The organism is Streptomyces sp. NBC_00388 (assembly GCF_036061255.1).
In the GTDB taxonomy this organism is placed as follows: Bacteria; Actinomycetota; Actinomycetes; order Streptomycetales; family Streptomycetaceae; genus Streptomyces.
The window spans coordinates 3,409,753-3,435,700 of record NZ_CP107948.1 but is presented as its reverse complement, the minus strand read 5'-3'; the positions used below and the strand labels follow the sequence as shown (position 1 = coordinate 3,435,700).

Sequence of the window (25,948 nt, the reverse complement as noted above, 5' to 3'; positions counted from 1 at the left end):
GTCAGGCCCCGGAGTTGGTGTTGGCGCACCTGCCGGGGCCGTTCACGTTCTGTGGATGTTTTCTGTCGTGCCGCGCACGGAGCGCGTCTGCGAGCACGCTAGAGCGTGGCAACTGCCCGTGGCAAGTCGGTCACGAAAGGTCAACGGGCCGCGCGGGGTGGGTGGCTGGGTGGGCTGTCAGGCCCTCCACCCCCTCACTGCAAAGAGCGCTCGGAGCGCGGGGCTTGAGCCCCGGGCCGTGTGGGCCGGACCCGGATTCGGATGGCTGGAAATCGGTGGGTCCGGGTGGTGTGAACGCGACCCGGAAACGGGTGGGCCCGGGTGTGCGGACCGGCCCGGGACCGGGCGGGCCTGTGGCCGGTGCGGGGCGGACGGCCGCCGGTCGGCCCGGTGCCCCAGGGGAGTCGTACGGGCACCATGGGCGAGCAGCCCCACGGGTCCCACCAGCCACCTGCACAACACCTGCACAGGGGTGAACGCCGTTACGCGGCTATGACATTGCGCGCTTGACAGTGGCTGTCAGCACAGAAGTAGGTTCGGTATAAACCTAGTTTTCACGACACACCGGCGTCCCCCGCGCGCCGGAAGAAGGGACGCCCATGGGTTCGCACGCACGCCCCAACCGGATTCACCGCACCGGAGTCCGGATCGCGATGGTCGCACTGGTCGGAGCCGCGCTGCCGATCACCGCCGGAGGTCTCGCCGAGGCGGCCACCCCCGGTGCCACGCACTCTGCCGACGACAACGGTCAGCAGGGCGCCGGGGCCGCTGCTCCTGCTGGGCAGAACCGGAGTGCGCAGGACGCGAAGGACCAGGCCGGGCCCCAGATCACCGCTGACCACGCCTTCCTGCTGGATGCCCGTGACGGCAGCCAGGAGAGAGAGATGTGGGCCGGGGCGAAGGCCGACGAGAGTGTTCCGATGGCCAGCACCACCAAGATCATGAGCGCTCTGGTGGTGCTCAAGCACCCGGAGTGGCTGGAGCGCCAGATCACGGTGAAGCAGGAGTACCGGGACTACGTCCAGCAGGCCGGCGGCTCCACCGCAGACCTGCAGACCGGCGACAAGCTGACGGTCAGGCAGATGCTGAACGCCATGCTGATCCCGTCCGGCGACGACGCCGCCATGGCCCTGGCCGACAGCTTCGGCACCGGGGACACCCAGGAGGCGCGGATCGCCGACTTCGTGGACCAGATGAACGCCGAGGCGCAGCAACTGGGACTGACCGGGACGCACTTCGACACCTTCGACGGCATCTCGCACGGCAACAACCACAGCACCGCCCGCGACCTGGCCAAGCTCGGCCAGCGCGCGATGCTGCAGCCGGTCTTCGCCGACGTCGTGAACAAGACGCAGTACAAGACCGAGGCCCCGGCGGCCAACGGCCACACCCGGTACTACACCTGGAACACCACCAATGAGCTGCTGGGCAGCTATGACGGTGCCCTGGGCGTCAAGACCGGCAGCGGCCCGGAGGACGGTTACTGCGTCGTCTTCGCCGCCAAGCGGGACAACCGCACCCTGGTCGGTGTGGTCCTCGGGGACACCACCGACAAGGCGCGCTTCGACGACGCCGCCAAGGTGCTCGACTGGGGCTTCGCCCACTGAGCGATCCGTCAGTACCCCCGGCGCTGAGCCGGCACAGGGTGCGCCGCGTGCGGCGCCCGCAGGCCCCTGGCCCGTCCCCACCCCCACGGCGGACGAGCAGGGGCCTTCTGTGTTCCCGTGACGGAGGATCCCCGCGCTGAGCTGCGCCGATGGGTGGTTGGCCGTTACAGGTTCAGGACAAAGATCCGTGAACTCCGCCCCGCTGGGGGTGCATCTCACTTTCTGTAGGACGCACTCGACACGGAGGGCGCCGGGCCCCACGGCCGGCGCTGGAATAGGGGAAACCATGAACGCCAAGGTGAACCGGGCCGCCCGTTGCGCCGCCGCCGTACTGGCCGTCGTCGCTGTCGGAGCCGGTGCCGCCGCGTGCGACTCGACCTCCGGATCGTCTGCCTCCAAGACCAGCGCCCAGTCCGGGAGCAACAGCCAGGACTCCTCCTCCACCACGCAGGACGGCTCGGAGGACCAGAGCCAGAACACCGGCGGCTCGGGCGGGACGGCCGAGGGTTCCGCCCAGCACAAGGTGAAGGCCATGGCCCAGAAGGACTCGCGCACCGACGCAGTGAACGGCTCCGCCGCCACCGGCAACCGCTGCCACACCGGTGACCTGAACTTCACCTGGAGCAAGGGCGCCCCCGACATGAAGGACGACACCGACCAGCAGACCGCGTCCCTCACGCTGGAGAACGCCGGCACCCGCACCTGCACGCTCCACGGCTTCCCGGGCGTCCGCCTGATCAGCAAGTCCGGCACCGCCTGGGACCTGCGCCGCTCGTCGGACACCCCGAGCACCATGACCCTGCACCCCGGCGACGACACCGCGTCGATCAGCATCAGCCTCCTGGCCATCCCCGCCGACGCCCGGGACACGAAGCCCTTCATTCCCGCCAGGATCCAGATCACCCCGCCCGACGAGACCACCAGCATCACCCTGGAGTGGCCCTACGGCGGAGCCATCCTGGACCAGTCCGGCGCCACCGACGCCGGCACCTTCGTCAACCCCGTCGGCATCTGAGCCCCGCACGCACCCCCGCACGCACCCCCGCACGCACCCCCACGCGGACCCCCGGCCGAGGCTCTGCCGCACCGCACGCGGCAGAGCCTCCGGCGCGCAGGGCGCAGCCCCCCAACGGCCCGTGCCCGCACCCGCGTTCGCCGAGGCTGTGCTCGCCCCCGGGCCGAACCGGACATCTCCCGGAACTATGGTGTGCGACGCTCCGGGCGTCGCTAATGTGGAAGAGAGATCTCAACAGGTCGAGTCGGGGGGGGCTCATGGATCTGCGGGTGACGGCCGACGGGGGAAGCCCCGGAGGCGACTTACGGGCCATCCTGGAGTGGCTGCTCGACGTCGACGAGCTACGGGGACGGGTCTTCGCCCAGGAAGGGCCGCCCGTCCCGGGGACGCTCGGGCCGGTTCTCGACGCGCTGGCCGTGGCGGTCGGCCAGGGCGGTGCTGCCACCGGGCTGGTCACCGCGCTCGTCTCCTGGATGCGCGGCCACCGCAGTGACGTCACCCTCAAGGTCACCCGCTCCGACGGTGCGTCCTTCGAGCTGTCCGCCCAGCGGGTACGGCTGCTCGGCGACGAGGAGCTCCGGGCCCTGGTGGAGGACGCATCCAGGGCGCTGAACGCCCCTGCGGCGCCGCCCGGCGAGAGCCCCGGAGATCCTGACGGCGTCGGCGCCCTGCCGTGAGCGCACTGTCAGGGGCGGGTGTCCGGGCGCTGCTCATCGGCACGGGCACCCACGACGGGCCGACGCTCACCTCGGTCCCCGCGGTGCCGCGCGGCATCGAGGCGCTGCGCACCCGGCTCCTCGACGTGTGCGGGGTGCCGCCCGACCGGCTCAGCACGGCCATCGACCTCCCGGACGCGCAGAGCATGGCCCAGGCCATCACCCGCGAGGCGCAGCTGGCCGAGACGACCCTGCTGATCTATTACGCCGGTCACGGCCTGATAGGCCCGGGCGGCGAGTTGTACCTCGCGGCGCGTGACACCGACGCGCTCACCCCGGGCCTCGCCGCCCATCAGGCCCTTCCGGTGTCCGCGGTCCGGGAAGCGCTCACCTCGTGCCGCGCCGCGTCCGTCATCGTCGTGCTCGACTGCTGCTTCTCCGGCCGTGCCGATCTCGGAACGCGCGCCCCCGAGTCCGTCGCGCTCCCGCCCGCGCACGGCATGTACGTACTCAGCTCGGCCGAACAGCTCGCGCTGGCCCCGCAGGACGCCGCGTACCCGGCCTTCACCGGTGAACTGATCCGGCTCCTCGACGAGGGCGACCCGCTGGGGCCGCCGCAGCTGACGCTCGACGCCGTGTACGAGTACCTGTTCCGTGCCCTCAACGCCCGTGGCGGTCCCCGCCCGCGCCGGCAGGCGGGCGACCGGTCCGGCGCACTGGTCATCGCGCCCAACCGGGCCGCCGTGGCCGTCGGTTCACCTCGCGCGGAGGACGAAGGCCCGGCAGCCGCACAGTCCGCGGGGCGCAGCCCCTACCTCGGTCTCGAATCCTTCACCGAGTCCGATGCCTCCTACTTCCACGGACGGGAGCGCCTCGTCGGGGAGTTGCTGCGGTCATCGGCGCGCGCCCTGGCGGATGCCCGGCCACTGGTCCTCGTCGGCCCCTCAGGAGCGGGCAAGTCCTCCCTGCTCCACGCGGGTCTGCTGCCCCGCCTCCGGGAGGGCGGGAGCGCCGGCCCGCCCGGCTCCGCGGGGTGGCGGTACGAGCTGCTCTCGCCGGGTGAGGATCCGGTGCGGGCGCTCGCCGGCGTCCTGCGCACCGAGGCCGCTTCGCTGCGCGCCGACCCGTCGGCCGCGGCCGTCGCCGTACGGGAGAGGGCGGCCGGGCACGGCACGGCCCTGGTGGTGGACCAGCTGGAGGAGCTGTTCACCCTCTGCCGTTCGCCAGGGGACCGTGAGGTGTTCCTGAGGGCTCTGCGTGCGGTGGCCGGGTCGGGCGCGCTCGTCGTGCTGGCCCTGCGCGCGGATTTCTACGGTCAGGCGCAGGCCCTGCCCGAGCTGGCCGACGCCCTGCAGAACCATCAGGTGCTCGCCGGGCCCCTGCGGTCCGAGGAGCTGCGGGCCGCGGTGGAGGATCCGGCGGCCGTCGCGGGCCTCTCCTTCGACGAGGGCCTCGTCGACCTCCTGCTGCACGAACTCGGCGGTGCCAATCTGCCCGAAGGGCCCGCGGGCATCCTGCCGTTGCTGTCGCACACGATGTGGGCCACGTGGCGGCAGCGCCGGGGCGCGCGGCTGACGTTCGCCGGGTACCAGCGCAGTGGTGGCGTCACGGAGGCGATCGCCACCAGCGCGGACCGGGTGTACGAGCGGTTGGACGAAGCCGGGCAGCACGCGGTGCGCCGGATGCTGCCGCGGCTGGTCCGCATCGACGACGACTCCGTGGACACCGTACGTCCGGCCGACCGCAGAGCCGTCCTGGACGGCCTGCCCGACACCGGGGCCGCCGAACGCGCGCTGGGCGAACTCGCCGACGCCCGGCTCCTCGTACTGGACGAGAACACCGTCAGGATCAGCCACGACGCCCTGCTGCGCGGCTGGCCGATGCTCCGCCAGTGGGTCGGCGACGACCGCGAGTGGTTACGGGTCCGCCAGCAGATCGCGACCGACGCGGCGGCATGGCGGCAGGCAGGGGACGACCCCTCCCTCCTCTACCGCGGCGCCCGCCTTGCTGAGGCACGGGAAGCCGCTGCCGCGCGCGGGCCCGCCGCCGCGACGGGCGTCGACTCGGGACTGGCCGTGTTCCTCGACGCCTCCGCGCGACGCGAGCGACGCGGTACCCGGATACGGCGGGCCGTGATCGGCGCCCTGACTGCGCTGGCCGTCCTCGCCGCGGCCGGGGGAGTCGCCGCGGGCGTCTTCCAGCGGGAGGCGGTCGCCCAGCGCAACCACGCCGTCGCACGGCTCGTCGCCGCCGAGGCGGACGCGTTGCGCGGCACCCGGCCGGGACTGGCGAAGCAGCTCAGCATGACCGCGTACCGACTGGACCCGGGCGCCGGTATCGCGACGCTCCTCGCGGGACAGGAGTCCGCGGGGGCCATCGGCGCCGACCAGCCCGTGACCGACCTCGCGGTCGGCCATGACGGACGCACGCTGGCCAGGTCGACCGGCAACTCCGTCGTGCTGTCCGACATGGAGGGCCACCGGCTGGGCGGGGCCGGTCTGCCGGGCGCGGGCGCCCTCGCCCTGTCGCCCGACACCCGGATGCTGGCAGCGACCACGTCGAAAGGGACGGTACGGCTCTGGGCGGTCCAGGACCGTTCCCGGCTGCGCCGCATCGAGTTGCCCGGTGCGCGCCCGGCCGGAAGCGTCGACCCCGTCGCGTTCAGCGCCGACGGCCGGCTCCTCGCGGTCGGTTCCTCCTCGGGCACCGTCCGGATCTGGGACGTGGCGGACCCTCGTGCGGTCCGCCTGTCACGGACCCTGTCCGGCCAGAAGGGCCCAGTCGACTCCGTCGTCTTCGCGCCGTCCGGGCACGGACATCTGCTGGCCACATCGGGAGCGGACGGGAAGATCCGGCTGTGGCAGCCGGACGACCGGGCGCGACCGGCCGCACTCGCCACGCTGACGGGTGCGAAAGCGGATCCCGATCTCACCAGGATGCCGCTCCACCGCCTGGCGTTCACTCCGGACGGGCACCGGCTGGTCGGCCCGGGCGACGGGCGGAAGACCGATCTGCGGCTGTGGGACGTGACCGATCCGGCGCACCCCGCTCCCCTGGCATCGGCCAGCAGGTACGACGCACTCCATTCGGCCGAGTGCCAGGGAAACACCCAGGGGTCCCTGGCGTTCAGTCCGGACGGCGGGATCCTGGCACTCACCTGCCAGCAGCATCTGCTGCTGTGGGTGATGGCCAAGGACCAGTCCCATCTGACCTACGGCAGTGAGCAGGCGGGCGCGTCGGACGCGCACGGAGTGGAGGCCCCGGCGGTCTTCAGCGCACGGGGCTACCAGCTCTTCCAGGCGGGCACGCAGGGCGTCCAGGTCTGGTACGCGGAGGACGCGCCGAGGCTGGGGGCCGCGGCCACCTTCGGCACGAAGCCGAGCGGCTTCCAGTACAGCACCCTCTTCAGCGGCGGCAAGCGACGTCTGTTCGCCGTGCAGGGAGCCAACTACGGCGTCCTCTGGGAGCTCACCGGAGGGGTCGCCCACCATCGCCTGCTGGCCAACCTGCCCGGCAGCGGCGATATCGGTTCCGAGGGAGCGGCGTTCAGCCCCGACGGCCGCATCCTCGCCCTCAGCGAGAAGTCCGGGAGCGAGCAGGTGATCGGACTCATCGACACCCGGCATCCCACGGCGCGGCCGGTGGGCACGATCAGGAAGGACCTCGGCAACGGCCTGGAGGACGCGCAGTTCAGCCCGGACGGCAAGACCCTCGCCATCGCCGACAACAACGACTACCGGCCCGCGGTGACCCACCCGCCGGGCGTCACACTCTTCGACGTCAGCGACCCCGCGCACCCACGCAAGGTCGTGCACCTCCCGGGCGACGTCTTCTACGTCAGGTATTCACCCGACGGCAGATTGCTGACCGCGAACACGGCCGACACCCTGCTGGAATGGGACGTCTCGGACCGCAGCCACCCCGTCGCGCTTCCGGCCCGGCGGCTCACCGCGGGGGCGCGTATGTCCCAGTCGGCGTTCAGCCCCGACGGGCGCGTGCTCGCCGTCGCCGACCAGACCGGTGTCACCCGCTTCTGGCGGGTCGACCACGACCGGCTGTCCGGAGCGGCGACCGTGGTCAGGACCGGCAGCACCGCGTCCGGTATCGCCTTCGACCCGGACGGCAGGACCCTCGCCCTGTCCATCGGCAACGAACTGGACACCGGCTCCGGTTCGACCAAGGGCCACATCGCGCTCTGGAACGTCGACCAGCCGTCCTCCCCGCGTCTCCTGGGCGCCTTCGCTCACGGCGATGACATGGATTCGTCGCCGCTCTCGTACAGCAGCACGGCTCAAGGGCCCCCGCTGCTGGCTTCGATGGATGACCACGCGACCGTGTGGAACACCGATCCCGACTACGTGATCAGGGTGCTGTGCCTCAGCACGGGTGATGTGATCACCCGCGAGGAGTGGGCACGCTACGTGCCGGACACGCCCTACCAGCCGCCGTGTTCACAGGCCTGATCCATCCGGCGCCGTGGGGACGGAGGCCGAGGCAGGAGGGGCCATGGGCGGGGGTCCGGCCGCCGGCCGGGCGCCCGGACCGCCACCCGCCCGCTCACGCATCCTGGTCAACTCCCGTGCCGCACGCCGGTCCCCGGCTTCGAAGGCCAGCCTGTAGAGGCGTCCGGCCTCCTCCAGGTCCCCGGCGCGCTCCCGCCCCTTGGCGAGGGCTGCGTAACAGCGCGGGTTCCCCGCGGCGGCTGCCAGGCGCGCCGTCGCCTCTGCGCTCCGATGGTCCCCTGCGCGTTCCTGCGTTCTGGCGAGGCCGGTGTAGGCCCGGCGGCTTCCCGCGCCGACGGCCAGTGCGTAGAGGCGCTCGGCGTCCTCCCGGTCCCCGGCGCGCTCTCTCCCCTTGGCGAGCCTGTGGAGGGCGTCGGGATCTCCGGAGCCGGCGGCGAGCCGGGCGATGCGCTCGGCGCCTCGCCGGTCCCCGACACGCTCCCGCATCTCGGTCAGATCGCGGAGGGCGTTGCGGCTGCCCGCGCCGAAGGCCAGCCGGGCCATGCGCTCCGCGCTCCGCTGGTCCCCTGCGCGCTCCCGCATCCAGGCCAGCGCGGCGTAACACCGCGGGTCTCCGGAGTCCGCGGCCAGCCGGGCCATGCGCTCGGCACCCTGCCGGTCGCCGCTGCGCTCCCGCACCTCGGCCAGCGCCGCGTAGGCGCTGGGGTCTCCCGCCGCTGTGGCCGCACCGGCCAGCCGCTCGGCGTCGTCGCGGAAGCCGCGCCGTTCGGCCTCGCGGCTCAGACGGGCAAGAACCGCCGGGTCCTTGGCGTGGCCGGCCGCTGCGGCCCAGAACGACGGGGGCGGGTCGGTGTGTTCGCGGGTGGCGCGGCCGTGGGCGTCGAGGTAGTCGGCCAGGTACGAGACGCCAGGCTCCGCGCCCATGCCACCGGGCCTGGGGGCGGGTTCCAGGGCCGCGGCGACACGCTGGACCTGGGTCCGGGCATCGGCGAGGGCGGCGCGGAACCAGTGGGGGCCGGCCGCGGTGCGCTGCTCGGCGGTGAGGTAGCCGGGGGCCGCGTCGCGCAGGAAGCCGTCGGGCAGAAGTGCGTCCCAGCCCAGGCGGGACGCGTCCATGGCTGCGGTGACCAGGGCGCGTGGGTAGCAGGCGGGCGGCTCATGGGCGGATTCGTAACGGTCCACGAGCTGGAGGCCCGCGGCGAGTGTCTGGGTGATCTTCCCGTCCCGGGACGAGCTCCTGGCGGCCGTCAGCGCCGGATCGCCGCCCAGCGTGTCCAGTACCTGTAAGTCGTCCGGCCCGAAGGCGGGCGGGACATGGACGACGGCGGTGGCGCCGGCCAGCAGGTCCCTGGCGTGACGGCGCGGGTCCGCAGCGCCGAAGTCGCGCGGGGGCGCGGTCAGTTCGGTGTACGCGGCATCCCACAGCGTGGCCATGATGATCGCCGGGCCGGGCCGGGCCAGCCGGGAGAGCAGGCCGGCCGAGAGGGCTTCGCCCTCGCTGCCGGAGAGCAGGTGGTGCGCGTCATCGAGCCACAGGACCGTGCGCGCGACGAGGGCGCGGGCGGACAGCAACTCGCGCGCGCTCGCGGCGGTGTGCGGAAGGACGAGGTCCCAGCCGGCCGGGCTGCAGACCTGCCGGACGGCTTCGTATGCGGCGCGGGTCTTGCCCGTGCACGATCCTCCGCGCACCACCAGCAGGACCACTTCGTGCCCCGTGACCGCGGTCCGCAGCACGTCGCGGAGCTGCCGGTCGTGGAGGCGCTCGACGTATGTGGGCAGAACGAACCCGGGTGCGTGCGTTCCGGTACCGGAAACAGCCGGGTGGACACGTAACCGGGCCGCCGTCCACTGGTCCAGGCGCCGGGGCGGATCGGCCAGCGCGCTGTGGCGGGCCCGGGTCTCGGCCTCGGCCAGGGCGGCCGCCGCCAGCCGGCCCCGGCGTGCCCGCTCGGCCTCCCGTACCCGGGCACGGTTGACCGCGCCGTGCTGCTCGCGCCACCGCCGGGGGTCGAGCAGCGCCGCGTCACCGCCGGCGGCGCCGGTGCCGGCGGCTGCCTGCGCGATGTCGTCGACCACCGTGAGCAGGACATCGACGTCCGCAGGGAACGTCCGGCCGCTCAGCCAGTTGTCGACGGTGTTGTGCGAGCGCCGGGCGCGCCCGGCGAGGACCCGCAGGGAGGGACGCAGCCCGTCCGGCAGCCGCCTGCGCAGCTCTTCAAGGCGCCTGAGATCGCCGGAGAAGGATTCCTCCGACGCAGCCGCGCTGTTGTCATCCGCCATGGCGCTACGGCCCATCCCCTCGGCAGCCGTCCCACGCGTCCGGCCCGGACGCACAGGGCAGCCGCCAGCATAGGGCCGCCACCCCTGCCCGGTACGCGGTCCGTCCAGCTTGTGGCGGGGGAGTCGATGGACGCGCCACTGGACAGGTGCGATGGGGGTTGTCCCTTCCCCACGGAACAGCCATCGGAGCCAGCGATGAACACGTCCCGCCTCCTGCTCTGTCTGCTTGCCACGCAGGCGTCCACCGCACTGCTGACCGGAGTGGTCACCGCGACGGTGATCGTGGTGACCGCCCGGCAGGCGCTACGGGGGGCGCCACCTCAGCACCGCGCCGCCATCCTGCGCTCCCTCGCCGAGATCGCCCGGGCCCTGGGCGGCCGGAAGCAGCGGGGGGAGTGAGTGGAGCGCACGGCTTCCTGCGTCTGCCGACGGTGCGGGGGCGGTCGGTCACGCCCGGGGGCACGCCCGTGGCACGGTCGACCCTTCCGAGAACCTGAATCGAAGGTCCTGTCGTCTCTCTGAGCGTGAAAGGCATTGCAGACCTGGACGAGGCGGAGCTCGTGCGTCGCGTCGCCCGCGGTGACCGGGCGGCGTTCGACGAGCTGTACCGGCGTACTTCTCCCTGGCTGGCGGTGCGGCTCCGCCGTCGCTGCGGTGACGACGACGTCGTCGCCGACGTGCTCCAGGACACCTACCTGGCGGTCTGGCGCGCAGCCGGCAGTTACGCGGGCTCCGTGACCAGCGGCAGTGCGGTCGGCTGGCTCTGGACGATCGCCGCGAACCGTCTCGTCGACGCGTTCCGCCGTCGCGCCCGGCAGGAGCGGGTGCCGAGCATCACCCTGGTCGAGACGACCGCACCGGCAGCCGAGGACGAGGTGCTGGCCCACCGCGTCGACCAGGACCTCGAACAGGCGCTGCTGCGGCTGCCGCAGGAGCTTCGGCAGGTGATGCAGGCGATGGTGCTCGACGACCTGTCGGTCCGGCAGACGGCGGTGCTGCTCAGCATGCCGGAGGGCACGGTGAAGACCCGTGCGCGGCGGGCCCGGATCGCGCTGCGGGAGGCGCTCTCATGACTCACCCCACCACGCTGGTCCTGGCCCGCTACGCGGACGGCGGACGCGGGCTCGACGACGCCGCGCTCTGGTCGGTCGAGGTCCACCTCGACGCGTGCGCGCAGTGCCGTGCGCACCTGGCAGGCAACGTCACCCCGGCCACGACGGATTTGCTCGACCGTGTCGCCGTCTCGCTGGACCAGGCGGTGCGTACGAGCCCGCTCCCGGCCCGGCGGCGCACCCGGACAGTGGCGACCGTGCACCGGCGCCGGCTCGCCCGGACGCTGTTCCCGTGGCTCGCGGTGACCCTCGCGGTGCTGGGCTGCGGCGTACTCCTCGACTCCGCGGAACCGAGCCTGCCTTCGCTCGTACTGCTGCTGGCCCCGGTGGCTCCGCTGCCCGGCGTAGCGGTGGCCTGGAGCCGGCGGACCGACCCGGTCTGGGAACTGATCGCCACCACACCCGCAGCCGGCCTGGCCATGGTGTTGTGGCGCACGCTCGCGGTGCTCGTCGTCGTGCTTCCGGCGTTGCTGGTGGCGGGTGCGACCACCGGAACCTCACTGGCTCTCGTCCTGTTGCCGTGCCTGGCGTTCACTGCGGCCACCCTCGCGCTCGGCGCCTTCATCGGCGTGCGGCGCGCGGCGATCGGACTCGGAGCGGCCTGGTCCGGGGCCGTCCTGCTGCCGAGTGTGGCGGCCACATCCCTGTCCCCGGTACTGCAGCCGGGCAGCAATGCCGTCTGGGCGGTGACCACCGTCGCCCTGGCCGCGGTCACCCTGTTCGCCGCCACTCACTTCCGCCGCCTGCCCAGCGGCCACTGACCCCGAGCCCCGAGCCCCGGCCCCTGGCCCCCGGAGCCCGAACCCCGAGAACAGGAGAGACCCCTTGCGACCGGTGAGTGCTGCCGAATTGGCTCCCGCCCTTCATCCCTGGCTCGTCCACGCGGAGGAACTGCGTGTCCGGGCCGGCCGGCACCTGGCCGTCGACGGCCTCGACCTGACTCTGACGTCCGGCGTGCACGGTCTGCTCGGCCCGAACGGTGCCGGCAAGACCACGCTGATGCGCGCGCTCTCCACCGTCGTCAAACCTGCCGGCGGCTCGTTGACGCTGCTCGGCGTGGAGGTCGACAGCCGAGCCGACCTGCGCGTGGTTCGTCGCGATCTGGGTTACCTGCCGCAGCAGTTCGGCTTCTACCCGCGGTTCACCGTCCGCGAGTTCGTCGAGTACATGGCCTGGCTGAAGGAGGTGCCCAGAAGCGCTGTACCCGACGCCGTGCAGCGCGCGATCGACCGGGTGGGCCTCACCAGCAAGGCCGACATCAGGATGAAGTCGCTGTCCGGCGGCATGCTGCGCCGGGCCGGCATCGCCCAGGCCATCGTGAACGATCCCGAGTTGCTGCTGCTCGACGAGCCCACCGTCGGCCTCGACCCCGAACAGCGGCTCGACTTCCGCGACCTCCTGCGTGACCTCGGCGCCGACAGCTGTGTGCTGGTCTCCACCCACCTCGTCGAGGACGTCGTCGCCGCCTGCACCGACGTCATCCTCATGAACGAAGGCCGGCTCCTCTTCCAGAGCACCCCTGAGGACCTGATCGCACGCGGCGGGCAGGACGACGCGGGCGACAGCCCGGCGGAGCGCGGCTACTCCGCGCTCCTGCGCCGGCACCGGAGCAACGTATGACCCGCATCCTCGGCATCGAGCTCCGGCGGTCGGCTGCTCCCGGCGCCGCACTGCTGATCGCTGTCGTCGGCGCGATCGTGCTCCACACCACCGCGGGGCGGTGGTCCACCGGGTGGATGGCGCTGGTCATGACCCAGCGCGAATACCTCGCGGCTCTCTCGCCCGTCGCGATGGCCGCCGGCGCCTGGCAGTCCTACCGCGAGCACCGGGCGAACGTCGCCGAGCTGTTCGCCAGCGTGCCGCGTCCGCGGACGCGGCAGATCGTGCCGATCCTGGTCGCGACCGGGCTGGCGGCTCTCGTCGCCTACCTGGTCACGCTCCTCGCGGCGGCACCACGGATCGCCGGTACGGCGCGCTACCTGCCGCCGGCCGCGTGGGCCGTCGTGGCCGTCGGGCTGGTCGCGATGATCGCCTCCGCCTGGCTCGGGCTGGCCGTCGGACGTCTGGTGCCGGCGCTCGCCACCGCGCCCGCGCTGGCCGTGACCGGCTTCGCGCTGCAGGTCCTCGCGCCCCACGCCCTGTCGGACGCCGGAGACATGGCGGCGTTCTCCCCCAGCATGGGGATGAGCAGATTCAGTGACTACGACACCGTCAGCGGCGGAGTCAGCGTCGCCCAGGCTCTCTGGATGGGCGCGGTCGCGGTCGCCGCGGTAGTGCTCTTCGCCGTCCGGAACCGCAGGTACGCGTGTGCCGCGCTGGTACCCCTGGCACTCGGGGCCGCAGCCACGGCCCTGGTCGTGCCGACCGGCGACGCCTATGCCCGGGGGACGCTCGACCCGGCCGCCCAGGAACTGGTGTGCACCGCGGACGCCCCGCGGGTGTGCGTCAGCCGGGCGCACGAAGGCCTGCTGCCCGATGTGGCCCCCAGGGCCCGGCACGCGTTGGGACTCCTGACGGAGACACCGGTCGTCGCGGCACACGAGGACACCACCACGATCTCTCCTTCCACGTCACCGAGGCCGCGGGCCGACACCGCGCTGATGGACATCGTGATCGACAAGCACGGTCATCTCGCCGATCCGGGCGAGCTCGAACCGAGGATGCTCACCGAGGTGTTCACCACTCCTCTCAGCTGTGGAAACACCCGGGACATCGAGGTCGCCACCGCTGCCGCCTCCTGGCTGCTCGACCGGGAGCCGACCGCCGGTCTCAACGGCTTCGATTTCGACGCCCCGCAGGCCGTCACACTCTGGAAGGGGCTGAAGGCACTGCCACCGGCCGAGGCCGGTGCCCGGGTGGCCGCCGTCCACCGGGCCGCCCGGCAGTGCCGGAACACCGCAGGCCTCCTGACCCGAAGCGCCCGATGAGAGGGCTGACGCTCTACGCCCGCTCACGCCGGGCACCGGCCGCGCTCGGCGCGGCCGTCGCCGCTACCGCTGTCGCGTGGCTGCCGGCGAGGGCCCTCGGGGGCACGGGCGGGACGCGCGGCACCGTACTGGCCCTGACGGTGCTGGTCCTCGTGGCCGTCGTCACCGCCACGCTCGGCGGCCCCGACGACACCCTGGACCGCACGGCGTCGAGGCCGTGGGGGTGGCTGCGGATGTCCCACCTGGCCACGGCCCTGGGGTGCACGCTCATGCTCCTGTCGGCCGCGCTGCTCACCGGCACGCGGTTCGGGCCGTTCGGATACGTCGTACGCGACTCGGCCGGTCTCCTGGGCCTGACCGCTCTGGGGGCGGCCACGATCGGTACCGCCCGGGCCTGGTTCCTGCCGCTCGGGTGGACGCTCTGCGCGGTCGTGTTCCCGGCCACGGGCACGGCGGGTGAGGCGCTGACCTGGCAGACGCAGGCGCCCGACAGCCGATCCGCGGCCATGGTCGCAGCGGTGCTCGCCGTCGCCGGGACAGCCGCTTATGTGAGCCGGGGCCCATGCCCCCGGACGTCGTCGGAGAACGTCTGAGCGGGCGGACGTCGATGGCCTGCGCCGTCCCGGGCTCCATGTCTCGATCGGTGTGACGGATCGGTGTGACGGAGCCCCCAGCGTGACAGGCCCTTCGGAGGGGCAGAAAGCCGGTGCCGACCGGACGGCAGCGGAGCGAGTCGACTCGGCACGCACGACGAACGGAAGACCGGGCAGCCGAGCCGGGCGGTGGCAGGACCGGGCAACGACAGGGGCCACCATGGGCGACATACCGGGCGCACGCGAGGAACTGGACCGGCTCGGCCGCGCCCTGCGTGCGCAACTGGTCGTACTGATCGCCGACTTGACCCCCGGAAGCGACCCCGGTCTGCTGTTTCTCGGCGAGCCGGCGATCGTCGACTGGCACGAGCCGCTGCGCCTCCGGTACTCGGCCCTGTTCCGTGGGGAGCGCCCTGTGAACGTCAGCGCCGCCGGCCTCGCGTCCCGTGCGGCCGCGCTGCTCCGCTCGGCGGGGTGGGAGGTCGCGGTGCCGGAGGAGAACGACGGCGTGCGACGCCACGGAGTGGTCACGGGCCGGCTCGACGGCAGCTGCATCGATATCCGGGCGGGCGACCACACGTCCGCCGTGATGTTCGAGGGGCGGACACCGGCGATGGTCCTGCACACGCCGCAGCAGTTCCCGCGGCCGGATCCGGTACGCACGCCCGGGACCGTCACGCCCGGATACGTGCTCTGCTACGAGTGCGATGGCCTCGGTGCCTGCCCCGGGTGCGGGGGACGCGGCTGGGTGCCCGACCGCACGCGCGGACGGACCGACTGCCCCGAGTGCCACAGGGGCCGCGTCTGCGTGATCTGCCGGGGGCCGGGTCAGCTCGCCCTCTCGCGGCTGAGCCCGTACCAGCGGGGCCACTACCCGGAATCGGGGCAGGGCCTGCCGCAGTGATCGTCGCGGCGCCGGAACGGGGGCGACAGCGTGCCCGTCGCCCCCGGTTCCACCGCCCCCGCCACGGTGTGACGCCCGGTCAGGCCGTGCTCGGTTCCTTCTCCGGGGCCGGTGGTTGCGGGGTCGTCCCTGTCGGCTCCGGGGCGGGGGGCGGCGCCGTACGGCCCGGAGCGGCTTCCTCCGCGTTGACGTTGAACTCCGCGAGCAGCGTCCTGCTGAAGCCGAAGAAGTACGTCGCCACGAAGCCCGCGACGTACCCGGCCAGCAGGCCGCCCGCGTAGATCGCGATCGACGCGGGCAGTGTGTGGTCGCCCTTGAGCAGCGGGAACAGGGCCCAGCCCGAGGGGCCGATCGCCGTGGAGCCGACCGTTGTGCCCAGCTGGTTGAAGAGGCCGACGAAGCCACCGCCGAAGGCCCCGCCGACGCACGCCGTGATGAAGGGGCGGCCCAGCGGGAGCGAGACGCCGTAGATCAGGGGTTCGCCCACGCCCAGGAAGCCCGCCGGGAGCGCCGACTTGATGGTCCTGCGGATCGACTTGTTCTGCGGGAGGCGCAGGTAGACGGCGATCGCCGAACCGACCTGGCCCGCACCCGCCATGGCGAGGATGGGGAGCAGCACGGTATAGCCCTGCTGCTGGATCAGTGTGGTGTGGATGGGGATCAGCGCCTGGTGCAGGCCCAGCATCACCAGCGGCAGGAAGAGACCGCCCAGGACGAACCCCGCCCCCGCGCCGCCGTGCGCCAGCAGCCAGGTGGCGAAGGTGCCGATGCCGGTGGACACCTCACCGGCCACGTACATCAGGCCGAAGAGCGTGACCAGGCCGGAGACCAGCACCGTGATGGCCGGTGTGAGGAGTACGTCCAGGGACTGGGGCATCCAGCGCCTGCACCACTTCTCGACGTACACCGCCAGCACCGCCGCGCCCAGCGCACCGAGGACACCGCCCTGGCCGGGCGAGAGCTTCTCGCCGAAGGCGGTCACGTTCGTCACGCCCGCGTAGACGATGATCGCCGCGACCGCGCCGCCCAGGATGGGTGTCCCGCCGAACTCCTTCGCGGTGTTGTAGCCGACGAACACCGCGATCAGTGCCATGAACCCGGACGCGATGGCGGCGAGGGCCGGGGTGATGCCCGGCAGCCAGCCCGCGTTGACCAGCAGGCCGTTGATGCCGGCGATGATGCCGCAGCCGATGAGGGCGGGGATCAGCGGTACGAAGATGTTCGCGATCTTCCGCAGGAAGAGCTTGAACGGCGTCGCGTTCTTCGCCTTCCGCGCCGCTCGCATGGCCGCGCCCTGCGCTGCCAGCTCCTCGCCGCTGACCGCCACCCCCGCGGGACCGGCCGGTACGGGGCCCGCAGGGACGGGACCGGCCGGTACGGGGCCGGCCGCAGCGGCTGCCTCCGCCTGCGGCGTCGCGGCCCGGCCCTCGGCCACCAGCGTTTCGAACTCCGGTGTGACACGGGCGACCGTGCCGGGGCCCAGCACGATCTGGTAGGTGTCGTCGTCGACCACTCCCATGACGGCGGGCAGCGCCTTCAGCGCCTCCTCCTGTACGAGCGAGCGGTCGGCCAGGCCGAGCCGCAGGCGGGTCATGCAGTGGGCGGCGGAGGTGACGTTCCGCGCCCCGCCCACGAGCGGCAGGATCGCGGCGGCGGTGGCGCGGCTCTTGCCGCCGCGGTTCTTCTCTTCGGAGGGGGACGGGGCGCTGGGCGTGCCCGGGGTGCCGGGTGTGTCTGAAGCGCCGGGCACGCCGGGAGTGGGGGGAGTGGTCATGGTGCGTGGTGCCTTTGGTTCGGACGGCGCTCAGGGGGAGCGGGGTTCCAGAGTCAACTGGAACGGGCCGCGGACTGGAGCGCGGCGCGCAGATGTCCCCCGGTCTCTTCGAGAAGGCGGGTGGCGGTGGGGGCGTCCACGCTGCCCAGGACGATGAGGATGGCCGTCTTCACTTCGCCCTCGGCCGCGGTCAGCGCCGTCTCGATCTCGGAGTCGTCGGCGCCCGTGGCGAGCGCGACGATGCGGCGCGAGCGGGCGCGGAGCTTCTCGTTGGACGCCCGGACGTCGACCATGAGGTTCCCGTACGTCTTGCCGAGCCGGATCATGGTGATCGTCGAGAGCATGTTGAGGACGAGCTTCTGTGCTGTGCCCGCCTTGAGCCTGGTCGACCCGGTGAGCAGCTCGGGACCGACGACGACCTCGATGCCGTGCTCGGCTGCATCGCCCAGTGCGCTCCGCGCATTGCAGGAGATGCCGATGGTGAGGGCCCCGAGCGCGCGGGCGTGCTCGACGGCGCCGATCGCGTACGGGGTGCGTCCCGAGGCGGAGATGCCGACCACGGTGTCGTCTGCGGTGAGGCGCAGTGCGTCCAGGTCCGCCGCCGCGAGCTCCCGGGAGTCCTCGGCGCCCTCGACCGCCTTGATCATCGCGGACGGGCCGCCGGCGATCAGGCCCAGCACCTCGGACGGGTCGGTGTTGAAGGTCGGCGGGCACTCGCTCGCGTCCAGTACGCCCATCCGGCCCGCGGTCCCGGCGCCCGCGTAGACGAGCCGGCCGCCGCGCGCCATCCGCTCGGCGGTGGCGTCGATGGCGGCGGCGATCTGCGGGAGCCGGGCGGCGACGGCGGCCGGGACGGTGGCGTCCTCCCCGTTCATCAGCCGGGCGATTTCCTCGGTGGGCAGCTGGTCGATCTCGGCGAGCTCCGGCCGGAACGCCTCGGTGGTGAGGGTGGCCAGCTCGGCGCGCAGCGCTCCGTAGTTGTTGGAGGCGGTGGAGGTCATGGTGTGCGGCTCTTTCCGGTTCAGCGCTTCTGCGGTCATGCGGTGCGGTGGTGGGTGGGAGCGGTGATGAGGGGGGAGCGGGGTGCGGTGGTGCGGCTGCGGAGGGCGGGGCTCAGCGGCTGTTGGTGCGCGGGGTGTGGCGGTGGGCGAGGGCCTCGTACGAAGCGGAGAGCGCCGGCGCCGCCCGGTCGTACGTCCGCTGCATGACCCCGATGAAGAGGCAGTCCACGACGAGCAGCTGGCTGGTGCGGGAGGACATCGCGGCGGGCCGCAGTTCGCTCTCGCGGGCGGTGGAGGTGGTGAGGATGTGGTCGGCGTACTGCGAGACGCGGCCGTCCGGGCGGCCGGTGATCGCGATGGTCGTCGCGCCGTGCTCGAAGGCGGTGTGCAGCGGCTCTATGACGTCGCCGGTGGCGCCGGAGTGCGTGATCGCTATGGCCACGTCACCGGAGCGGAGCTGCACGGCGTTGGTGACGGCGAGGTGCGGGTCGCTGTGCGCGTGGGCGATCAGGCCGATGCGCAGCAGCTTCTGTGCGAGGTCCTGGCCGACGAGAGAGGAGGCTCCGACGCCGTAGATGTCGACGCGGCGCGCGGTCGAGAGCGCGGTGACCGCGGCGCCGAGCTGGACGGTGTCGAGGGCCGCCGCGGTGTCGGCGAGGGTCTGCTGCTCGTCGTAGGCCAGCTTGGTGACGACGTCGGCGATCGGGTCGTCGACGGCGATGTCCGCGGTGACGGACGGCGCCCGGCCGGACTGCTGCTGGGCGGCGAGCCCGGCGAGGGCGAGGCGCAGATCCCGGTAGCCGGGATAGCCGAGTATGCGGGCCGTGCGGACCACGGTTGCCTCGCTGGTGCCGGTGAGTTCGGCGAGACCGGTGACCGTGAGGGCCGCGCAGCCCGCCGGATCACCCGCGACGGCCTCGGCGACCAGCTGCATGGAGCGGGTCATGGACGGGGCCAGGGTGCGGACCTTGGCCGCCAGCGCGGCGGGGGCGGGAGGGGCGGAGGTGCCGGTGAAAATTTCCTTCACATTGTTGGTCACCTTTGAAAGATATTTTCGGTCCCGGGGGACGTCAACCCCCTCTGCCCCGCACCGGGGCACCGGCTGCGTCCGGCCGCCGGCTTCCACCGGCGAGCGGGGACAATGGGTCCATGGACCCCGTGACCCCCCTGGAACAGTCCCTGCACGAAGCGCGGGCGCTGGTGCTCGCCGATCTCGCGGCCCGCGATGTGGCCGAGGCCGATGTGGTCTCGCTGGTGGAGGACGCCGTGACCCATCGCCGCTGGTGGGTGGAGCAGTGGCCGCAGGGTGCCGAGTTCGTCGCCGGGCTGGTGGCCCAGGACGTCCAGGACGCGCTCCTCGAACGGTACGGCCGCTGGCCGCTCTGTCCGGTATGCGCGGATCCGCACGCCCTGGAGGTCGAGCCGGAACTCGGTCCCGACCCGCACTGGGTCTGCGCCAAGGAAGCCGTGATCGTGGCCCCGGTGGGCTCGCTCTCGTGACGCTGTACATCGACCCGCCGACCTGGCCCGGCCACGGCAGGATGTGGTCGCACCTGGTCAGCGACGTCTCGTTCGAGGAGCTGCACACGTTCGCCGCGGCGCTCGGCTGCCCGGCGCGTGCCTTCGAACGGGACCACTACGACCTGCCGTCGCACCGGTACGCGGACGCGGTGGCGGCGGGGGCGGTCCAGATCGGTTCGAAGGAGCTGGTGCGCAGGCTCACGGCGGCGGGGCTGCGCCGGCCGAAGGGACGGCCGGCTTGAGGACGTGGCCGGGGCGCCGGGCCGTCAGAGCGGGAAGATGCCCGTGTCGGGGATCCCGCCGGAGGGGTCCGGCGGCTTCAGCTGCTCGCCGAACGGGACGCGCTCGCTCTGACCTGGCACGTCAGACGGTCTCCGACGCGGCCACTGCCTCCGGAGCACGGTCGGAGGACCGGGCCACCACCCGCGACTGCGACTTCTGGAGCCGCAGCGAGACCGACACCGCGACGATCGCCACCACGGTCATGGCGGCCCCGGCCCACGCGGTCGCCGCGAAGCCGAGACCGCCGCTGATGACCGCGCCGCCCAGCCAGGGGCCGCCCGCGTTGCCCAGGTTGAAGGAGGCCGTGGTGGTGGCGCCCGCCAGGGTGGGAGCGGCGCCCGCCACGTTGAACATCCGGGCGTTCAGCGCCGGGGCCGTATAGAACGCGGAGGTCCCCAGCAGGAACGAGAGGATCACGACGGCCGCGGAGTGGTGGGCCAGCAGGGCCAGCGAGACCAGGAAGACCGTCGAGGCCGTGATGCCGGTCAGCAGGACACCGAAGAGGTGCGCGTCCGCGACCCGGCCGCCCACTGTCGTGCCGACCAGCGCGCCCACCCCGAAGAGGGCCAGCACCGTCGGGACCCAGCTGTCGGCAAGACCCGCCACATCCGTGAGCAGCGGTGCGAGATAGCTGAACGCGCAGAAGACGCCGCCCGCGGCGAGCGCCGTGATGACGATGGAGAGCCAGACCTGGCGGTCGCGGTAGATGTTCAGTTCGGTACGGAGCCGGGGCCGCTCGGCGGGCAGCGGGATCCGGGGGATCAGTGTGGCGACCCCGACGAGGGCGATCGCGGAGGCCGCGCCGACCGCCCAGAACGCCGAGCGCCAGCCCAGGTGCTCGCCGAGGAACGCGCCCGCGGGGACGCCGAGGACGTTGGCGATGGACAGGCCGCCGATCATCACCGCCATGGCGCGGGCCCGGGCGTTCACCGGAACCATCGCGATGGCCACCGCGGCGCCCACCGCCCAGAAGCCCGCGCAGGCGAAGGCGCTGACCACCCGCGAGGTGAAGAGCAGCGCGTAGTTCGGGGCGAGCGCGCCCGCCACCTGGCCCAGGCCGAAGACGGTGATGAGGGCGATCAGGGTGGTGCGCCGGGGCAGCCGCAAGGTCGTGACGGCGAGCAGCGGGGCACCGACCACCATGCCGATCGCGAAGGCCGAGATCAGCAGACCTGCCTGCGGGATGGACACGTTCATGTCGTCGGCTATGTCGGGCAGGAGTCCGGAGAGCATGAACTCGCTGGTGCCCAGCGCGAAGACCGCGAGCCCCAGGATGTGGACGGCAAGGGGCATACGGGCACGTTCGGTGGTAGCGGGCATGCCAGGTGCCAACCACGGGGTGACAGCCGGCATTCCCGCGGGCGGGCGGTCCCGGGTGTGGTTCATCGTGCGTTCATCGTGAGCCCGCCGGGGCCCGCCGCGAGCTCGTCGCGGCGGTGTGGGCGGGCCCCGGCGGCAGCGTGGACCGTGCCCCGGTGTGGCCGGATGATGTGGCCGGGTGGTGCAGGTCCGGTGTGCACTGGTGGTGCGGGCGGGTGGTCCGTGGTCACGCTGTGCATGTCGCGGGGCAGTTGGGGGAGGAGAGCAGACATGACGGTGAGCACAGATGCCCAGGAGGCGGACGGCGGGCCGGTGAACGGCGCGTACGTCACGGACACCCGGTGTGGCCTGGTCGGAGAGGTCATCGGGCGCGACGCCGGGTTCGTACGATTGCGACCGCCTGCGGGCGGCGCCGAGTGGGAGTGTCCCGAGAGTGCCCTCCGGGCAGCTACGGCGCGTGAGCAGTTGATCGCCCGCAATGCCTTGGCCAACGCCCGCAGCCGGGGGGATGTCTGCCGGTGACCGGGGCGGCGGGTGGCCGGATAAATACGCTGTCGGCCGTGACCGTCGGTCGTGGACCGTCGGCCGTCGGTCGCTCATCGTCGGTAGCCCCGGTAGCCCCGGTAGCCCCGGTAGCCCCGGTAGCCCCGGTAGCCCCGGTAGCCCCGGTAGCCCCGGTAGCCCCGGTAGCCCCGATGGCACCGCTGGCAGCGGCCGGGTCAGAGCGTCAGCAGCTCCAGCTCCGTCGCCAGGTTCTGGCGCGCCCGCGTCTCCCACTGCGCCTGCCCGTGCTCCGTACGGAACAGCTTCGGCAGCCCGAGCAGTTCACGCAGCACCGCTGAACGGCCCTCGCGGAACGCCTCGTCCGGCACGAACGCGTACTCCTCCCGTACGGCAGCCGCGTACCGCGCGTACGCGGCGGGCTCGGCGGCCAGGATCGCCAGGTCCGCATCGCACAGCACCTCCCCGTTGGTGTCCCCGGGCAGCGGGTCGTGGCCGACGGTCAGCCTGACCAGCCGGGCCACCTCCTCCGTACGGGCCTCCGGCACCCCCGCCTCGGCGAGTGCCCGCTCGGCCAGCTGGGCGCTGCGTTCCTCGTTCTCCGACCGGTCCGGCCGGTACACCGCGTCGTGGAACCAGGCGGCCAGCCGCACGGCCGCCGGGTCGGCGGCATGTCCCGCGAGGGTGTCGATGTGCTCCAGCACCGCCGTGAGGTGGGCGGTCGTGTGATACCGCCGGTGGGGCTCGGCCCAGCGGGCGAGCAGGTTCTCCGCGTACGGATCCGGGCCGGGCGCGCCGGTCGTGGCGGAGTCGTCGCAGGCGGCGGAGAGGGCCTGGTGCCAGCGGGTGGCGAGGTCGGGCGGTGCGTCCTGAGGCATGAGGAACATTGTGCCGGTGAGGCCGGATGCGGGCTGTGGGGGCGCGGGGCCTGGCCGTAGGGTGTCCACTGGACTAGACCTGTAGACCTGTAGACATAGGCCGTCGAAGATGGGGAATTGATGAGCAACCGTGCAGTTCTGGAGGTGATCGCGCTCTCTGCCGAGGACGCGGTCGCCGCCCAGGCCGGTGGTGCCGACCGCCTGGAACTCGTCACCGACATGGCGGCCGACGGGCTCACACCGTCCCGTGAGACCTTCGCGGCGATCCGCGCCGCCGTCGATATCCCGCTGCGCGTGATGCTGCGGCTCGCCGACGGGTTCGCCGCCGGGGACGTCGACGCGCTCGTCGCGGCGGCACGGAAGCTGCGGGCCGAGGGCGCGGACCAGTTCGTGCTCGGTTTCCTGGACGCCGAGGGCAATCCCGACCTGGTCGCCGTCGAGCGGATCGTCGCGGAGATCGAGGGCTGCCCCTGGACGTTCCACCGGGCGATCGACCGCGCACCGGACCGCGACGCACTGCGCAAGGAGCTCGCAGATCTGCCCGGGCTCGACACCTACCTCACGGCAGGGTCCCCCGCCGGGGTCTCCGATGGCATGCCCACTCTGCTCGCCGAGGCGGCGCGCAGCGGTGAGCCGGGATACGAGGCGCAGATCCTCGTAGGCGGCGGACTGCGCCTCGAACACCTGCCCCGGCTGCTCGCCGGAGGCGTCGACGCCGTGCACATCGGCGGCGCCGCCCGGCCCGGCGGCTGGTCGCTGCCGGTCGACGCGGCCGCGGTGCGGGAGTGGCGGGGCGCGCTGGACGGGGGCTGAGGCGCCAGGGGCCCGGTGCGGGCCCGCGTCACGGGGGCCCGCACCGGGCCACGCTCCTCGCGCTCCCCGGCTACCGCTGGGAGGCGTCCCCCGAGGGACCGGAGAGCTGCTCGGGCAGCGGCAGCTCATGCGTCACGATCAGGCCGGACACCGCCCTGGTGAGGGCAACGTACAGGCGGCGCAGGCCGGTTCGCAGGTCGGGCTCACCGGCCACCACGGCTGCCGGTTCGTCCAGGACCACGTAGTCGTACTCCAGGCCCTTGGCGAGCGACGCGGGCACCAGCGTCAGCCGGGATTCGGCGCTGGTCTCCTGCCCGGGATCCAGATGTGCCAGGCCGGCAGCCGTCAGCGCGGCCGACAGCGCGGGAACGCGGGCGTCGGCCGCGATCAGGCCCGTCGACCCCTCGTGGCGCAGGGAGTCCCGGCAGGCGGCGACGGCCGCCGCGTCCAGATCCAGCACCGGCCGCACTTCGAGCGAGCCCGGGTTCTCCCGGACGGACGAGACGGGGGCCAGCCCCGGTGACATGTGCGGGAGCAGCCTGGACGCGTACGCGATGACCTCGCGCGGCACACGGAAGCCGGCTGTCAGCTCCTCCACGTGTGCACCGCCCTTGCCCAGGTGCCGCAGGGCCTCGTCCCAGTCCGACGTCGCCCAGGGCGTGGTGCCCTGCGCCAGGTCGCCGAGGATCGTCGCCGACCCGGTCGAGCAGCGCCGGCCCACCGCGCGGTACTGCATCGGCGAGAGGTCCTGCGCCTCGTCGAGCACGACATGGCCGAGCGAATGCGTCCGGGCGACGAGATCGCCCGCCTCGTCGATCAGCACCGCGTCCGCGAGGGACCACTTGGCGGACTTCACCGACCGGGCCGGCTTCTCCCACAGGATGGTCCGCTGCTCGTCGCCGGTCAGCAGGCCATCGGCGTGCGCGGCGAGGAACTCCGCGTCGCAGAGCAGCCGCAGCACCAGCTTGGCCGGGTCGACCTGCGGCCAGGCCGCCTTGACCACGGCCTTCACCGCCGGATTGCGGGCCACCGCGTCCTGCACCCGGTCGTCGGGCGCCTCGCCGGCCTGCTCCATCCGTACGAGCACGGCGTGCGCGATGCGCTGCGGGAGCGCGTCGTGCGCGGCGCCGTAGCGGATGTCTCGGGCCAGCAACTCGTCGACGATCTCAGCCAGTTCGTACGCCGGGATCCGCCAGCGGCGTGATCCCCGTACGACCATCGCCGGCTCGGACGGCACGGTCACATGCGAGCGCAGGGCCCGGCGCAGCACCTCGGCCATGCGGGCGTCGCCCTTGATGACGGCGGCCTCCGCCAAGTCGGTGCCCTTGATCTCGACACCTGCGACCAGGTCGTCGACCGTGGCCTGTTTGACCTCCAACTCGCCCAGTGCGGGGAGTACTTGTTCGATGTAGTGCAGGAAGGACCGGTTCGGCCCGACGACCAGGGTGCCGGTGCGCGCCAGCCGCTCGCGGTGCGCGTACAGGAGGTAGGCGACCCGGTGCAGGCCGACGGCGGTCTTCCCGGTGCCGGGGCCGCCCTGGACGCACACCGTGCCGCCGAGGTCCGACCGTACGATCTCGTCCTGCTCGGGCTGGATGGTCGCCACGATGTCCCGCATCGGCCCCACGCGCGGGCGCTCGATCTCGGCCTGGAGCAGCTTGCTGGTGGTGTGCTGGTCGGACGACTCGGGGGAGGTCAGGTGCTCGTCCTCGTACGCGGTCAGCTCGCCGCCCGTGTAGCCGAAACGGCGCCGCAGCCCGATGTCCATCGGGTCCTTGGTGGACGCCCGGTAGAAGGGCTGCGAGACGGGGGCGCGCCAGTCGATGACCATCGGGTCGCCTTCGGCGTCGTGCACATGGCGGCGCCCGATGTAGAACTGCTCGCCGCCCCCGCCCTCGGCGAGCTCCGCGCCGGGAGCGTGCTGGTAGTCGAGCCTGCCGAAGAAGAGCGGGGTGTGCGCGAGGTCGGCGAGCGCCTTGATGCGGTCATCGATCTGCGCCTGCAGGACGGCGGCGTTGACCCAGTTCGCGGTGACGTCGCGGATGTCCAGCCCCTGGACGTCCTCGCGCATGGCGCGCAGGGCCGCGCGGGACCCGGTGAGGTGGGCCCGCTCGCGCGCCAGCGGGTCGTCCGGACCCGTGGTCGCAGGCTCCGCGGCGGCGGCACCGGCCGGGCCGGGTTCCGGCGCTGCACCGGGCACGGGAGACGGCGTGTCCGGGATGTCAGGAATGTCCTGCGGGACGTGCGTGGGCACGGTGGGGCCTCCGGGCGGGTACGGCGGATCACGACGTGGCAGCCGCC

At 72.9% G+C, this 25,948-nt stretch carries 22 protein-coding genes; 15 read left to right on the top strand and 7 right to left on the bottom strand.

The genetic code is table 11. The annotated features are described in order from the left end of the window. Positions 1 to 599: 599 nt before the first annotated feature. The 4 genes from OG917_RS15485 (at position 600) to OG917_RS15470 (ending at position 7,741) form a co-directional block, all read left to right on the top strand. Positions 600 to 1,607 carry a D-alanyl-D-alanine carboxypeptidase family protein gene (locus tag OG917_RS15485; protein ID WP_328318189.1) on the top strand — a complete coding sequence of 336 codons (1,008 nt, stop codon included), beginning with the start codon at positions 600 to 602 and terminating at the stop codon, positions 1,605 to 1,607. Between the two features lie 286 nt (positions 1,608 to 1,893). Continuing rightward, a complete protein-coding gene (locus OG917_RS15480) occupies positions 1,894 to 2,622 on the top strand; it encodes a DUF4232 domain-containing protein (protein WP_328318188.1) in 729 nt (242 codons plus the stop codon). A gap of 257 nt (positions 2,623 to 2,879) precedes the next feature. Then, positions 2,880 to 3,299: an effector-associated constant component EACC1 gene (locus OG917_RS15475; RefSeq protein WP_328318187.1), complete on the top strand. Its 420-nt coding sequence runs from the start codon at positions 2,880 to 2,882 to the stop codon at positions 3,297 to 3,299. Then, entirely contained in the window at positions 3,296 to 7,741 is a 4,446-nt protein-coding gene (locus OG917_RS15470; RefSeq protein ID WP_328318186.1) for a caspase, EACC1-associated type, read from the top strand. The genes OG917_RS15475 and OG917_RS15470 overlap by 4 nt, the downstream gene beginning before the upstream one ends. Here the strand turns inward: OG917_RS15470 and OG917_RS15465 are convergent. Next, the gene (locus tag OG917_RS15465; protein WP_328318185.1) at positions 7,730 to 10,021 is read right to left on the bottom strand and encodes a hypothetical protein; all 2,292 of its coding nucleotides are present in this window, start codon (positions 10,019 to 10,021) and stop codon (positions 7,730 to 7,732) included. The genes OG917_RS15470 and OG917_RS15465 overlap by 12 nt on opposite strands. A gap of 195 nt (positions 10,022 to 10,216) precedes the next feature. Here OG917_RS15465 and OG917_RS15460 point away from each other — a divergent pair, with 195 nt between their 5' ends. The 7 genes from OG917_RS15460 to OG917_RS15430 all read left to right on the top strand — a co-directional run bounded on the left by OG917_RS15460 (position 10,217) and on the right by OG917_RS15430 (position 15,557). Further along, a complete protein-coding gene (locus OG917_RS15460; RefSeq protein WP_328318184.1) occupies positions 10,217 to 10,420 on the top strand; it encodes a hypothetical protein in 204 nt (67 codons plus the stop codon). Between the two features lie 134 nt (positions 10,421 to 10,554). Next, positions 10,555 to 11,094 (top strand): RNA polymerase sigma factor, encoded by a 540-nt coding sequence (locus OG917_RS15455; protein WP_443059080.1) that lies wholly within the window; start codon positions 10,555 to 10,557, stop codon positions 11,092 to 11,094. Further along, positions 11,091 to 11,894, top strand: coding sequence for a hypothetical protein (locus OG917_RS15450; protein ID WP_328318182.1), 804 nt, complete (start codon positions 11,091 to 11,093; stop codon positions 11,892 to 11,894). The genes OG917_RS15455 and OG917_RS15450 overlap by 4 nt, the downstream gene beginning before the upstream one ends. A gap of 64 nt (positions 11,895 to 11,958) precedes the next feature. Then, positions 11,959 to 12,753, top strand: a complete 795-nt coding sequence (locus OG917_RS15445) for an ABC transporter ATP-binding protein (RefSeq protein WP_328318181.1) — start codon at positions 11,959 to 11,961, stop codon at positions 12,751 to 12,753. Then, positions 12,750 to 14,060, top strand: coding sequence for a hypothetical protein (locus OG917_RS15440; protein WP_328318180.1), 1,311 nt, complete (start codon positions 12,750 to 12,752; stop codon positions 14,058 to 14,060). Before OG917_RS15445 ends, OG917_RS15440 begins: the two co-directional genes overlap by 4 nt. Then, positions 14,057 to 14,653, top strand: coding sequence for a hypothetical protein (locus OG917_RS15435; RefSeq protein ID WP_328318179.1), 597 nt, complete (start codon positions 14,057 to 14,059; stop codon positions 14,651 to 14,653). Before OG917_RS15440 ends, OG917_RS15435 begins: the two co-directional genes overlap by 4 nt. Positions 14,654 to 14,873: 220 nt before the next feature. Further along, entirely contained in the window at positions 14,874 to 15,557 is a 684-nt protein-coding gene (locus OG917_RS15430; RefSeq protein ID WP_328318178.1) for a hypothetical protein, read from the top strand. Between the two features lie 79 nt (positions 15,558 to 15,636). On the opposite strand, the gene OG917_RS15425 is transcribed toward OG917_RS15430, so the two are convergent. The 3 genes from OG917_RS15425 to OG917_RS15415 all read right to left on the bottom strand — a co-directional run bounded on the left by OG917_RS15425 (position 15,637) and on the right by OG917_RS15415 (position 19,371). Then, complete coding sequence (locus OG917_RS15425) at positions 15,637 to 17,331, bottom strand: PTS transporter subunit EIIC (RefSeq protein WP_328318177.1); 1,695 nt, start codon at positions 17,329 to 17,331, stop codon at positions 15,637 to 15,639. Positions 17,332 to 17,384: 53 nt separating this feature from the next. Further along, the gene (gene murQ, locus OG917_RS15420) at positions 17,385 to 18,332 is read right to left on the bottom strand and encodes an N-acetylmuramic acid 6-phosphate etherase (protein ID WP_328318176.1); all 948 of its coding nucleotides are present in this window, start codon (positions 18,330 to 18,332) and stop codon (positions 17,385 to 17,387) included. 112 nt (positions 18,333 to 18,444) lie between these two features. Beyond that, on the bottom strand, positions 18,445 to 19,371 hold the full coding sequence (locus OG917_RS15415) for a MurR/RpiR family transcriptional regulator (RefSeq protein WP_328318175.1): 927 nt from the start codon (positions 19,369 to 19,371) through the stop codon (positions 18,445 to 18,447). Between the two features lie 110 nt (positions 19,372 to 19,481). Here OG917_RS15415 and OG917_RS15410 point away from each other — a divergent pair, with 110 nt between their 5' ends. Together OG917_RS15410 and OG917_RS15405 are read left to right on the top strand one after the other, a co-directional pair. Next, positions 19,482 to 19,832: a hypothetical protein gene (locus OG917_RS15410; protein ID WP_328318174.1), complete on the top strand. Its 351-nt coding sequence runs from the start codon at positions 19,482 to 19,484 to the stop codon at positions 19,830 to 19,832. Next, positions 19,829 to 20,095 carry a DUF4031 domain-containing protein gene (locus OG917_RS15405; RefSeq protein ID WP_328318173.1) on the top strand — a complete coding sequence of 89 codons (267 nt, stop codon included), beginning with the start codon at positions 19,829 to 19,831 and terminating at the stop codon, positions 20,093 to 20,095. Before OG917_RS15410 ends, OG917_RS15405 begins: the two co-directional genes overlap by 4 nt. A 121-nt stretch (positions 20,096 to 20,216) precedes the next feature. On the opposite strand, the gene OG917_RS15400 is transcribed toward OG917_RS15405, so the two are convergent. Continuing rightward, the gene (locus OG917_RS15400; RefSeq protein WP_328318172.1) at positions 20,217 to 21,428 is read right to left on the bottom strand and encodes a Cmx/CmrA family chloramphenicol efflux MFS transporter; all 1,212 of its coding nucleotides are present in this window, start codon (positions 21,426 to 21,428) and stop codon (positions 20,217 to 20,219) included. 297 nt (positions 21,429 to 21,725) lie between these two features. On the opposite strand from OG917_RS15400, the gene OG917_RS15395 reads away from it, so the two are divergent. After that, the gene (locus tag OG917_RS15395; protein ID WP_328318171.1) at positions 21,726 to 21,977 is read left to right on the top strand and encodes a hypothetical protein; all 252 of its coding nucleotides are present in this window, start codon (positions 21,726 to 21,728) and stop codon (positions 21,975 to 21,977) included. A gap of 197 nt (positions 21,978 to 22,174) precedes the next feature. On the opposite strand, the gene OG917_RS15390 is transcribed toward OG917_RS15395, so the two are convergent. Continuing rightward, the gene (locus OG917_RS15390; RefSeq protein WP_443058964.1) at positions 22,175 to 22,843 is read right to left on the bottom strand and encodes an HD domain-containing protein; all 669 of its coding nucleotides are present in this window, start codon (positions 22,841 to 22,843) and stop codon (positions 22,175 to 22,177) included. Positions 22,844 to 22,954: 111 nt separating this feature from the next. Between OG917_RS15390 and OG917_RS15385 the strand changes: the two genes are divergently transcribed. Next, positions 22,955 to 23,647, top strand: coding sequence for a copper homeostasis protein CutC (locus OG917_RS15385; protein WP_328318169.1), 693 nt, complete (start codon positions 22,955 to 22,957; stop codon positions 23,645 to 23,647). Positions 23,648 to 23,717: 70 nt separating this feature from the next. Here the strand turns inward: OG917_RS15385 and OG917_RS15380 are convergent, their stop codons facing one another. Further along, positions 23,718 to 25,847, bottom strand: a complete 2,130-nt coding sequence (locus OG917_RS15380; protein ID WP_443058963.1) for a HelD family protein — start codon at positions 25,845 to 25,847, stop codon at positions 23,718 to 23,720. Between the last annotated feature and the right edge of the window lie 101 nt (positions 25,848 to 25,948).

What these genes read in the sequence shown, in the direction of transcription:
- OG917_RS15400 (WP_328318172.1), bottom strand. Translation starts at nt 21,428, where the DNA reads ATGCCCCTTGCCGTCCACATCCTGGGGCTCGCGGTCTTCGCGCTGGGC.
- OG917_RS15450 (WP_328318182.1), top strand. Translation starts at nt 11,091, where the DNA reads ATGACTCACCCCACCACGCTGGTCCTGGCCCGCTACGCGGACGGCGGA.
- OG917_RS15410 (WP_328318174.1), top strand. Translation starts at nt 19,482, where the DNA reads ATGGACCCCGTGACCCCCCTGGAACAGTCCCTGCACGAAGCGCGGGCG.
- OG917_RS15430 (WP_328318178.1), top strand. Translation starts at nt 14,874, where the DNA reads ATGGGCGACATACCGGGCGCACGCGAGGAACTGGACCGGCTCGGCCGC.
- OG917_RS15390 (WP_443058964.1), bottom strand. Translation starts at nt 22,843, where the DNA reads ATGTTCCTCATGCCTCAGGACGCACCGCCCGACCTCGCCACCCGCTGG.
- OG917_RS15465 (WP_328318185.1), bottom strand. Translation starts at nt 10,021, where the DNA reads ATGGCGGATGACAACAGCGCGGCTGCGTCGGAGGAATCCTTCTCCGGC.
- OG917_RS15425 (WP_328318177.1), bottom strand. Translation starts at nt 17,331, where the DNA reads ATGACCACTCCCCCCACTCCCGGCGTGCCCGGCGCTTCAGACACACCC.
- OG917_RS15460 (WP_328318184.1), top strand. Translation starts at nt 10,217, where the DNA reads ATGAACACGTCCCGCCTCCTGCTCTGTCTGCTTGCCACGCAGGCGTCC.
- OG917_RS15480 (WP_328318188.1), top strand. Translation starts at nt 1,894, where the DNA reads ATGAACGCCAAGGTGAACCGGGCCGCCCGTTGCGCCGCCGCCGTACTG.
- OG917_RS15440 (WP_328318180.1), top strand. Translation starts at nt 12,750, where the DNA reads ATGACCCGCATCCTCGGCATCGAGCTCCGGCGGTCGGCTGCTCCCGGC.
- OG917_RS15475 (WP_328318187.1), top strand. Translation starts at nt 2,880, where the DNA reads ATGGATCTGCGGGTGACGGCCGACGGGGGAAGCCCCGGAGGCGACTTA.
- OG917_RS15435 (WP_328318179.1), top strand. Translation starts at nt 14,057, where the DNA reads ATGAGAGGGCTGACGCTCTACGCCCGCTCACGCCGGGCACCGGCCGCG.
- OG917_RS15395 (WP_328318171.1), top strand. Translation starts at nt 21,726, where the DNA reads ATGACGGTGAGCACAGATGCCCAGGAGGCGGACGGCGGGCCGGTGAAC.
- murQ (WP_328318176.1), bottom strand. Translation starts at nt 18,332, where the DNA reads ATGACCTCCACCGCCTCCAACAACTACGGAGCGCTGCGCGCCGAGCTG.
- OG917_RS15385 (WP_328318169.1), top strand. Translation starts at nt 22,955, where the DNA reads ATGAGCAACCGTGCAGTTCTGGAGGTGATCGCGCTCTCTGCCGAGGAC.
- OG917_RS15485 (WP_328318189.1), top strand. Translation starts at nt 600, where the DNA reads ATGGGTTCGCACGCACGCCCCAACCGGATTCACCGCACCGGAGTCCGG.